Origin of the sequence: Arsukibacterium sp. (genome assembly GCF_036735525.1) — a bacterium.
Lineage (GTDB): Bacteria > Pseudomonadota > Gammaproteobacteria > Enterobacterales > Alteromonadaceae > Alishewanella.
In genome coordinates this window covers 1-9,849 of sequence record NZ_DAINOE010000102.1, presented here as the reverse complement: position 1 = coordinate 9,849, position 9,849 = coordinate 1, and the positions used below count along the sequence as shown (strand labels likewise).

The window sequence follows — 9,849 nt, the reverse complement described above, 5'->3', positions numbered from 1 at the left end:
TGCGCGCTGGCACGATCACTCGGCGCAGTTTTCACCTGATGGAAAGCGGATTGTCTTTGCCTCAGATCGCAGTGCCGAGGCGCTTGAAGGTAGTATGCAGCAGGATTTGTATCTGTATCAGCTGACTGACGGCAGCCTGACGCGTCTGGTTACACTGCCAGGACAAGCCGGCTCACCACAGTGGTCAGCCAATGGCCGCCAGCTGTTGTATCAGTATCAGGCCGATTATTTTACGCCGCAGCAACTGGTGGTGCACCAGTTGGCTGATAGCACTAACACTGTGGTGGCCGCCGACTGGGATCGCAACGCCAACAGTATGCAGTGGCTGGGCAATGACCGGGTATTACTGACTGCCGATCATCACGGCGCGCGGCCGTTGTTTGAGCTGGACCTGCGCCGCGACAAAACACAAATTCGGTTAAGCCAGCAGGGCAGTGTCTCTGATGTCAGCATAGCGGCCAATGGCCGCCAGCTGAGCTATCTGTGGCAGGATGAGCAACACCTGCCGGAAGTCTGGTTTCAGGAGGGCAATAAAGCCCCGGCGCAGCTAACCCGTTTTAATCAGGCGCTATTAGCCGGGCTTAAACTGCAACCCTTGCAGTCGTTTTGGTTTGAACACGAGCAGGGCAAAAGCCAGGGCTTTTTGCTAAAACCGCTTGATTGGCAGGCGGGCAAAAGTTATCCACTGGTGCTGAATATTAAAGGCGGGCCGGGCGGCATGTGGGGTCAACAGTGGTTTCATGAGTTTCAGATGATGGCCGCTGCCGGTTATGCGGTGGTGTTTACCAATTACCGTGGCAGCACCGGCTATGGCTTTGCCCATCAACATGCAGTGCATGCCGATTACGGCGGCGTTGATTTTAAGGATAATATGGCGGTGTTGGATTATGTCCTGGCGCAGCATGACTGGCTGGATCCGACCCGGCTCTATATTACCGGCGGCAGCCATGGCGGCTTTTTAACCAACTGGGCCACCACCCAGACTAACCGCTTTAAAGCGGCGGTAACCCAGCGCAGTGTCAGTAACTGGATATCTGAGGCCGGTACTCAGCAATACCCGCCCAACTCAATGCAACGCGAGTTTGCCGGCACTATTTGGCAAAACTTTGAGTTATATTGGGGCCGCTCGCCTTTAAAATATGCCGATAGGGTGACGACGCCAACTTTAATTATTCACAGCACGGATGATCACATCACGCCGATTGGCCAGGGTGAAGAATGGTTTTATGCGTTAAAAGCCAATCAGGTGCCGGTAGAAATGGTGGTGTTTAAAGGCGAAAACCATAGCCTGTCCAGAAGCGGTACTCCGGTTAATCTGGTTGAGCGGTTAAAACGGATTTTGGAGTGGTTTGAGCGGCACAGTGAACAGGAGTTACCGTCACCTTAAGGTGCCTTAGCACACGATAATGCCACGCCGGTTAGCATTACTGGCGTGGCATTGTTTTGATTAATATCTTCCTTAAAACATTTATCGCACCAGATGAAACTGCGTCTGGCGTCCTGCCAGATAAATGACCTCTTTTCCGTTAAAATAGGCGCTTTGCTCCAGCTTAATATGCACCAGCTTGTTGTTCCACTCCGCCAACGGCTGTTTAATATTGCCTTCTATGGCATAGGCGGTATTGGCATACAAGGGCCAGTCACCCTGTACCGGCGTTGGTCCCTGATTGTCCCACATACCAATGGTCGGGCCTGGGGCATGGCCAAAAAAGCCCAGCGGGTGGCTGTAGGTACTGCTGACAATGCCATCACGGCGGGATTGGCGTTGGGTTGCCGCCAAAATTTCGTTGCCGCTGCGGCCGGTAACAAACTCTTTTGTCAGTATATCCTGCCAGCGATTGCCGGTAGCCATTGCGGCTTTTAAGCCTGCTGGCGCATCGGTTTCGTTGTCACGCAATACATAGGCCATTTCCTGAGTGTCGGTGCAGAGTTTTAAATAACAAATACCGACATCGGTATGCAGTACATCACCACGTTGAATAACACCAGACTCGCCACAAAACGGCGTATCTGCTTCGCAAGACGTGCTGGTGCGTTGCAAACTGACATAGGGCATAAACCAGGTGGGCAGCTCCAGCTGACTAAAACGCTCACGTAAATACCAGGCCACATCATCGGTAGTAGTAACACCTGGCGTGATCACCCGGCTGCTAAAGCCTTCAGCGATAACACCACGGGCAAGCGCCACTATATGCGGGTACACCTCCAGCTCGGCTTGAGTACGCTGCTCCAGCCAACGCACCACCAGTTTTTCGGCAGACACCAGCCGCGAGTGAAACGGCTCTGGTAATACGCTTTTTAAGCGGCTATGCAGCGCTGAGCTTAAACCATCGGCCACCGGCCAGTCATCCGACACATTAATGGCAATGTTACCGGGGTTTTTCGCCACAATCAGCTCAGACAACGCCTGCCACTGTTCATCCAAACTGCCGCCTTGCCAGGCCGCGGTGTAGGGCGCACCCAAGGGGTAGCGGTTAACGGTAAGTTTTTCGACAGTGCCATCGGCTAAGCGGTTAAACACCAGCATAGTGGTGCGCCGCGCAGCAAAACTCGGTTGCGGCACCAGGGTAAAATACACCGGATCTTCGGCAATTTCGCGATTTAACACCAGCCACATATCGATATTCTGCTCGGCCATCAGTTGCGGTAGCAGGCTATTAAGCCGCTCCATCAGCATGGCATTTTCAGGCGCAATGCGTGCTCTGTGGCTTAAAATAGCAAAGTCAGCGGCCGACTGTATTACCCGGCCCTGTGCCGGTGGCGTAGCGGTACTGCGGCTAGATTGAGCACTCAGCGAGCTACTGAACAATAAGCTGGCGCTAATGGCAGCGCTAAGCAAGCGCAAGGCGAAAGGTTTACCCATAATAAAGACCCCGGTGGTTAATTTTTATGATAGTTTTTAAACACTCACTGTTATACCTCAGGGTGTTAGCAATGGGTATGGCTTAGGTCGCAATTTATCGGTTTTCTAACTGGCTTGTCGCGATACACATCATTAAAAGTGGCTTAGGCTCTTGACGTGAACCCTCAAATTTATACAGATAACTATTTTTTTCGGAATATATATATATACTGTATATACACGTGGGCGTGGAGTAGATAAATGACAGTTTACATTTCACCCGCAGTTAAGAAAAAGATTGCAGAAAAGCATGGTTTAACCCTGGATGAAGTGTACGAAGCTATATCGGGTAGGCTAGCTGGTTTTCTGGAAGACACCAGAGAGCAGCATAAAAGTGACCCTGCCACATTATGGTTTATTGGTAGTACCGATTTCGGTAAGCTTGTGAAAATAGCCTTTATTTTTAAAGATGGCATTATGATCATCAGAACAGCGTATGAGGCAAACCATAGAGAGTTAGCCATTTATAAAAAGTACGCTTAAGTACCACAACGGAGACTGACGAATGAAACAACCTACATATGACGATTCACAAGACGTCAAGTGGGATGACGGCACATACGGTACAAGCGAAGAGCATGTACGTAAAGCTGAGTTACCAGATGAAATGATGGCTCAGTTTGATAAAGCCACATCTATGACGTTGATTTCAATTCGCTTACAAGATGACTTAATTAATGATCTAAAGGAAGTGGCCACTCTTCATGGTATTGGTTATCAACCTATGATTCGGCAATTGCTGAAGAGATTTGTCGTGGCTGAAAAGAAAATTCTGGCTGCCAGAAATGAGGCCATGCAAATTAAAGTCGATCCGCAGCCGCAGTGTGATGAAAAAATAAAAACTGTTGTAGCGTAAGCATAAGAGCCGGCATTTGCCGGTCTAGTTAAATATGTAGTTAAATATAATAGGGAGGCTTAAAAAATATCCCTAGAACGCATGCGGCTTAACCTCCTCTAAATTCGCCACCATTATTTGCTAAGCTTCCGGGCGCAGTGCTATTTCGGCCATAAAGGAGCTTTATGGGCAATCGATCATATAAACGGATGTTCTATACATGGCTTCATTGTTATGTATAACTTATCCGGTTTTCTATACATGATAAATTAAGTAAGACGCTTATTTTAACTTGGCCTCAATATTAAATTACAACACAAGGACAGTCTATGTGGTTTGAAGAGCTTACCGGCTTTACGGAGCAGGACGCGGCGCAAGTTAAAAGGCAAATGGTATTGCAAGGCGACAAGCTGATTAGCCTAGCAAATGGTGCCGTGCTCAACGCCGGGCGTTTGCTGATGCCGATGTTGGCTCAGCTAACCGGGCAGGCTCAGGCGCTACTGGATGATAATCCGACCAGGCGCTTGCGCCTGTCGGAGGTTGTCGCTGATGTGCAGCAGTTACATGCCGATGCTGCAAATGCCGGTGCCTTGTTTCAGGTCGCATCGCAGTTTAACTTGCTGGAGATGGTGTCTCCTGATGTTACACCTGAGCAGGGCATTACCTGTTATCAAACCGATAAAACGCAAGGCCCGGCTTGTGCTATCGCCTGTGGTGCCGGTTTGATTTTTCGTAACTACTTTGTGCCGGTACAGGGTGAAACCGGGCAAAGCCAGCATCGTCAACTGAATAAGCTGGATCAATATGGCCCGGCGCTAAAAGCGTTAATGGCTGATAACTCAACCGCCCCGATGGCTGTCTTCCATGTGAATGCGTTGATTGCCTTCGCGGTCAAATCGTTTAATGATTCGTTAAGAGGTTCATCCTGATGTTTGGTTGACGGCGTTTTAATGATCCAGTCGCCAAGCTCGTTGCCCGAAGCAAAATTGTAGCGGCCATCTTGCTCCTTCATTGAGAACTTCATTTGTACGCCTGCCAGCGAAAATTTATTTTCTGGCAGTGCTTGTTCAAAATTGACTGCCCGAATATTACCCGCGCTTATAAGCAGGCTTTCAGGTACGTCTGCTGGAGCTACTGGCTCTGCAACCAAGGCGCCGGGTAAGTCTGTGCCGAGATAGCCAAATATCTGAAACTCATTATCAGGGTGAACCTTCAACCCTTGCGCTATTAATTCACGCAAAGCGCCTTCGGGCAAAAGATTTGACAGCGTTGGGTGCAGGCGATGCTGAGTTGACCATTGGGCAGCTAATATCATACCTGCTTTGGGAAAAGCGGGGTGGGTGATTAGACTCAACGTTGGCCGGTTGTTGTCGAGTCGAAAATCAGGAGCAAAGCTCAACACATTTCTGCCACCGCGAGAGCCAACAAGGTAGCCAACCAGTTTTTTATGCAGGGTAAGTTTTAATACATGCGCCTCTTCACTGGCTTTACCGGTCATTGATCATCTCCAAGCAAGCCTTGCCAGGGGTCGTCCTGTAAGGCTTTAGTTGGCGGGTTCGCTTCAGTAGTGTGACTGCCCTTGGATGTTGGACCCTGCGCCAGGATTGCCTGCACAGCCTGCAGCTTTTCTTTGGGGATCAGCATCAGTTCGCTGTTAAGACCTGCTGCTATTAAGGCTAAGGTATCTAGTCTGGGGTTGCCCTTGGCCTCCAGCCGCTGATATTGCTGACGTGACACGCCAATACGCATTGGCATATCGTTTTGTTTTAAACCAAGCTTCAGCCGCCGGTTTTTGATTTGGGTTAACAGTGTCGCTGCCATTGATGTCATCACAAAAGTTTCTTTTTCTTCCTAATGAAACATATTAGTTGCACATCTTAATAATAGCAATAAAGGGAGATATTAGGGTCGGAGATATTAGATCAGATGAAAATACATCCAACCTCAGTTATTTCTGCATCTTTGCGCTAACCAATATTCCACCAACTCTGGCACCAAGGTCACCGCATCACCGGATCTGACTTCAAAACCATAAGGTGCCTGATGGCTGGTTTTGTCTATCAGGTATTTTTCGGCGGTTTCATCACAGCTGTGTAGCAGGCTGGCAGCGGGTTCTACTTGTAGTGAGCTGCCAACTACCAGTACTTTGCCGGCACGGCTTAACAGCTCGCTGGCGAGCATCAGGTGATCTACGGCTTCGCCAAACCACACCACATTGGGCCGCCACAAATGGGCTTGCCATGCAGAGCCATCGGGTGCGGTGCTGCCTGCGCTAAACATCGTATCGCCGACGCTATAAATGTGCTGTGGTGCGGTTACTGCGCGCAGCTCATCTAACTTGCCATGCAGGTGAACTACCTGGCTTGAGCCGGCGCGCTCGTGCAAGTTGTCGACGTTTTGCGTAATCACTACCACCTTATAATGTTGCTCCAGCTTGGCTATCGCCAGATGGGCGGCATTGGGTTGGGCTTTAGCCGCGGCCAGGCGGCGGCTTTGGTAAAAATCATTAACCAATTCTGGGTTAGCGGCAAAGCCCTCAGGTGTCGCTAGCTGATAGACATCATATTGTTGCCACAGCCCGGCACTGTCTCGAAAGGTAGGTAAGCCACTGGCAGCACTGACTCCGGCGCCGCTAAATACTACGATAAGCTTTGGGTCTAGAATGCTTTGCATAGGTGCTCCTGTTTAAGGGATATCAGGCTAACCGGTGGGCCAGGGCACTGGCAAGAATTGCTCTGATGGGGCAATGGCCTGCTGCCTAAATGGCTGCCGCAGTCATTTTGCAGCAAATCCTAAATTACTATCTATACTTTAAAAAAAGCAAACACTTAAGGGAAAAAACTAATATGGCAAAGCAATATTATCGATTGGTAACGCGCAGTGATTTCGACGGACTGGTGTGCGCGGCAATATTAAAAGAGCTTGATTTGATTGATGACATTTTATTTGTCCATCCAAAAGATATGCAGGACGGTAGCATTGCCATTACTGACAGAGACATCACCACTAATCTACCCTATGTAAAAGAGGCCCATCTGGCTTTTGATCACCATCTGAGTGAAACCCTGCGCAATGAAAAAGCCGCTAACCACATTATAGACCCGGCTGCGCCTTCTGCGGCGCGTGTGGTTTATGACTATTATGGCGGTGCAGAAACACTGCCTAATATCTCTGCAGAGCTGATGTTGGCGGTCGACAAAGGTGACTCTGCCAATTTTAGCAAAGCTGAAATACTCGATCCTAAGGGCTGGGATTTAATGAACTTTTTAATGGATGCCAGAACCGGCTTAGGTCGTTTCCGGGATTTTCGTGTGTCTAATTATCAACTGATGATGATGCTGATTGATGAGTGCCGTGCCAAGCCAATTGAAGCCATTTTACAACTGCCTGACGTGAAGGAGCGGGTAGAGCTGTATGTGGACCACCAAGCCAAAGCCAAAGCGCAGATCCTGCGCTGTGCTAGTGTCCATAACAATTGCGTTGTGCTTAATTTGCAAAATGAAGACCCCATTTGGGCCACTAACCGCTTTATCATTTATGCACTATTCCCTGAATGCAATATCTCGATTCACCGTCTGTGGGGGCTAAAGCAACAAAATACCGTGTTTGCCATTGGCAAATCTATTTTGGATAAATCGTCGAACACCAGCGTTGGCGCCTTATGCCTAAAATATGGCGGCGGTGGCCATCAAGCCGCGGGTACTTGCCAGGTTGAAAATTCAGAAGCGGATAACGTACTTAAGGCCTTACTTGAGCAAATTAATAGAGACGGCTAATAAATCTGACACGCGCCTTAGGTTTATTGGTTAAGGCTTAAGCATTGAATTTTTAAAAATGTGCAGTTAATCCAGCGTATTGTCTTTTATTAGCGCTGTGTAATACTGGGGTCTTACCCACATCAACACAGGCCGTTTTCATGCTTAACTCTCTGACACTCCGTGTTCTGTCACTCAGTGTATTGTGTCTTAGCTTAGTTGGCTGCTCACCTGCAGATAAACCGCTGTTGCCAGGCAGCACAGCCATCACCACGCACAGCAGTGAGCAGTTTGCTGTGCTGATGGGCGGCAATAAGGTGGGTGAGCTTAAAGTAGAAAGATTAGGTAATGGCCTGAGTATTGATTATCAATATAGCAACAACGGTCGCGGTGCCAGCAGCATAGAAAGCCTGCAGCTATCTGATAAAGGCTTGCCTATAGCCTGACGCATTGCCGGCAAAACAGTATTTGGCAATACCGTTGATGAATATTTTATGGCTGTTGAGGATAGCGCATCCTGGCAAGATGCCGCTGGTGAAGGCAGCGCCGCCTTCTCAGGTGACTCGGTGTATGTTGCACAAAATGCCAGCCCGTATGCGCTGTATATTTATGCGACGGCTCTGCTAAATACTCAGGGCAATACCCTGGCTGCGCTGCCTGGCGGCGAGCTTAAAATAGAAAAAATTGATACGATGTTTTTGCAAAGTAGCAACTCTTTGCAAAGCAGCAACGGCGACAAGGCAGTTGAGGCAAACATTTTTGCGATTAGCGGCATTAGTTTAAACCCCAGCTATATTGCGCTGAGTACTGAGGGGCAAATGCTGGCGTATTTATCGCCACGTTTTACGGTTATTCAGCGAGATATGTTAAGTGAAGATAAGAAGCTGCGTGAACTGGCCGCCGGGTTAAATGCCTCCCGTTTTGTAGAGATTGCCAAGCGTGCCAGCAACGCCTTTGACAAGCCGGTGCGTATTAATAATGTGCGGATATTTGAACCGCAAACTTTGTCGCTTTCTCAGCCCAAATCAGTATTACTACACCAAAACAAAATTGCCGCTATTGAGGCCATAGTGCAGACACCGTCTGCCGACGAAGTGGTTATTGAAGGTAATGGTGGCAGCCTTATTCCTGGTTTGTATGAAATGCATGCTCACTTAGGTGACAATAATGCCTTGTTAAATGTGATGGCCGGTGTGACCTCGGTGCGGGATATGGGCAATCAAAATGAGGTGCTTGCGGCCTTAGACGATAAAATAGCACGCAATATTTTGATTGGTCCGCGCATCACAAAAAGTGCCTTTATAGAAGGTAAAAGCGCGTTTTCAGCTGCCACCGGTGAGCTTGCAGCCAGCGAACAGGAAGCGGTAGAGCTAATTAAAAAGCATGCAGAGCGTGGTGGCTATCATCAGATTAAAATTTATAGCTCTATTAAAGGTGAGTGGGTGCCGGCCATGGTGGCTGAAGCTAAAAAACACGGCATGCGGGTGGCAGGTCACATTCCGGCTTTTTCTAAAGTGGACGAAATGATGCTCAGTGGCTACGACGAAGTGACCCATATTAATCAACTGATGTTGAGTTGGGTACTGGAGCGAGAAGAAGACACCCGCACCTTATTTCGCATCACCGGCATGAAGCGCTTTGCCGATTTAGACCTTAATGATCCCGCGATCAACACCTCACTGGATATTATGGTCGACAGAAAGATCGCCATTGACCCTACTATCGTTATCCATGAGTTTGGGCTTACCGCCCGTAACGGCGAAACAAGAATTGGCACGGTAGATTATATTGATAATATGCCAATTAGTGTGCAGCGCTCAGCCAGGCAAGCACTATTAAATGTGGCAGATGAGGCAGAAGACCAGGCTTATAAAGCGGCTTTTGATAAAGTTCTGGCTGTTTTAAGCCTGATGCACCAAAGAGGGATTTTTATTGTTCCCGGTACAGATTTAGGCGGTGCTTTTGAGCTACACCGTGAGTTAGAGCTATTCTCAAAAATAGGTATGTCAAATGCGCAGGTATTGCGCCGGGCCTCTTACGATATGGCACATTACCTGGAGTACGGTGATCAATTAGGCAGTATTGAAGTTGGCAAATTAGCCGATTTTTTCTTAGTGCCAGGTAATCCGTTAGACGACTTACGGGAAATTAAAAGGGTAGCCATGGTCGCTAAAGATGGGCAGATTTATTTCCCTTCGCAAGTCTATCCAGAATTTGGTATTAAACCTTTTACTGAGATGCCATTGGTGCATTACGGTAACTAATAAGAGGTTGTTCTTATGTCAAAAGCTATGTCAAAAGTCATGTCCAGAGCTAAGTCAACATCCGCTTTTACGGTGTCTTTTCCGCGTTTGCGT

The 9,849-nt window shown here is 48.4% G+C and carries 10 protein-coding genes; 6 read left to right on the top strand and 4 right to left on the bottom strand.

The window, feature by feature from the left end; genetic code table 11:
• The coding region (locus V7D78_RS14990) for a S9 family peptidase (protein WP_333609264.1) at positions 1 to 1,387 on the top strand (1,387 nt) is incomplete at its 5' end.
• 81 nt (positions 1,388 to 1,468) lie between these two features.
• On the opposite strand, the gene V7D78_RS14985 is transcribed toward V7D78_RS14990, so the two are convergent.
• Positions 1,469 to 2,863 carry a M24 family metallopeptidase gene (locus V7D78_RS14985; RefSeq protein ID WP_333609263.1) on the bottom strand — a complete coding sequence of 465 codons (1,395 nt, stop codon included), beginning with the start codon at positions 2,861 to 2,863 and terminating at the stop codon, positions 1,469 to 1,471.
• Positions 2,864 to 3,103: 240 nt separating this feature from the next.
• Between V7D78_RS14985 and V7D78_RS14980 the strand changes: the two genes are divergently transcribed.
• Positions 3,104 to 3,385, top strand: coding sequence for a hypothetical protein (locus V7D78_RS14980; protein WP_333609262.1), 282 nt, complete (start codon positions 3,104 to 3,106; stop codon positions 3,383 to 3,385).
• 22 nt (positions 3,386 to 3,407) lie between these two features.
• Positions 3,408 to 3,758, top strand: a complete 351-nt coding sequence (locus V7D78_RS14975) for a hypothetical protein (protein ID WP_333609261.1) — start codon at positions 3,408 to 3,410, stop codon at positions 3,756 to 3,758.
• A 778-nt stretch (positions 3,759 to 4,536) separates the two neighbouring features.
• Here the strand turns inward: V7D78_RS14975 and V7D78_RS14970 are convergent.
• The 3 genes from V7D78_RS14970 to V7D78_RS14960 all read right to left on the bottom strand — a co-directional run bounded on the left by V7D78_RS14970 (position 4,537) and on the right by V7D78_RS14960 (position 6,410).
• Positions 4,537 to 5,235: a type II toxin-antitoxin system HipA family toxin gene (locus tag V7D78_RS14970; RefSeq protein ID WP_333609260.1), complete on the bottom strand. Its 699-nt coding sequence runs from the start codon at positions 5,233 to 5,235 to the stop codon at positions 4,537 to 4,539.
• Positions 5,232 to 5,567 (bottom strand): helix-turn-helix transcriptional regulator, encoded by a 336-nt coding sequence (locus V7D78_RS14965; RefSeq protein WP_333609265.1) that lies wholly within the window; start codon positions 5,565 to 5,567, stop codon positions 5,232 to 5,234. The genes V7D78_RS14970 and V7D78_RS14965 overlap by 4 nt, the downstream gene beginning before the upstream one ends.
• 114 nt (positions 5,568 to 5,681) lie before the next feature.
• Positions 5,682 to 6,410 carry an SIR2 family NAD-dependent protein deacylase gene (locus V7D78_RS14960; RefSeq protein WP_333609259.1) on the bottom strand — a complete coding sequence of 243 codons (729 nt, stop codon included), beginning with the start codon at positions 6,408 to 6,410 and terminating at the stop codon, positions 5,682 to 5,684.
• Positions 6,411 to 6,583: 173 nt separating this feature from the next.
• On the opposite strand from V7D78_RS14960, the gene V7D78_RS14955 reads away from it, so the two are divergent.
• From V7D78_RS14955 to V7D78_RS14945, 3 genes are all read left to right on the top strand, one after another.
• Complete coding sequence (locus tag V7D78_RS14955) at positions 6,584 to 7,513, top strand: exopolyphosphatase (RefSeq protein ID WP_333609258.1); 930 nt, start codon at positions 6,584 to 6,586, stop codon at positions 7,511 to 7,513.
• Between the two features lie 140 nt (positions 7,514 to 7,653).
• Positions 7,654 to 7,938, top strand: a complete 285-nt coding sequence (locus V7D78_RS14950; protein WP_333609257.1) for a hypothetical protein — start codon at positions 7,654 to 7,656, stop codon at positions 7,936 to 7,938.
• A gap of 48 nt (positions 7,939 to 7,986) precedes the next feature.
• Positions 7,987 to 9,756, top strand: coding sequence for an amidohydrolase family protein (locus V7D78_RS14945; RefSeq protein WP_333609256.1), 1,770 nt, complete (start codon positions 7,987 to 7,989; stop codon positions 9,754 to 9,756).
• Positions 9,757 to 9,849 lie beyond the last annotated feature (93 nt).

Bases quoted from the DNA above. Each gene is read 5' to 3' on its own strand.
- V7D78_RS14985 (WP_333609263.1), bottom strand. From the start codon at position 2,863: ATGGGTAAACCTTTCGCCTTGCGCTTGCTTAGCGCTGCCATTAGCGCC.
- V7D78_RS14980 (WP_333609262.1), top strand. From the start codon at position 3,104: ATGACAGTTTACATTTCACCCGCAGTTAAGAAAAAGATTGCAGAAAAG.
- V7D78_RS14975 (WP_333609261.1), top strand. From the start codon at position 3,408: ATGAAACAACCTACATATGACGATTCACAAGACGTCAAGTGGGATGAC.
- V7D78_RS14970 (WP_333609260.1), bottom strand. From the start codon at position 5,235: ATGACCGGTAAAGCCAGTGAAGAGGCGCATGTATTAAAACTTACCCTG.
- V7D78_RS14965 (WP_333609265.1), bottom strand. From the start codon at position 5,567: ATGACATCAATGGCAGCGACACTGTTAACCCAAATCAAAAACCGGCGG.
- V7D78_RS14960 (WP_333609259.1), bottom strand. From the start codon at position 6,410: ATGCAAAGCATTCTAGACCCAAAGCTTATCGTAGTATTTAGCGGCGCC.
- V7D78_RS14955 (WP_333609258.1), top strand. From the start codon at position 6,584: ATGGCAAAGCAATATTATCGATTGGTAACGCGCAGTGATTTCGACGGA.
- V7D78_RS14950 (WP_333609257.1), top strand. From the start codon at position 7,654: ATGCTTAACTCTCTGACACTCCGTGTTCTGTCACTCAGTGTATTGTGT.
- V7D78_RS14945 (WP_333609256.1), top strand. From the start codon at position 7,987: ATGGCTGTTGAGGATAGCGCATCCTGGCAAGATGCCGCTGGTGAAGGC.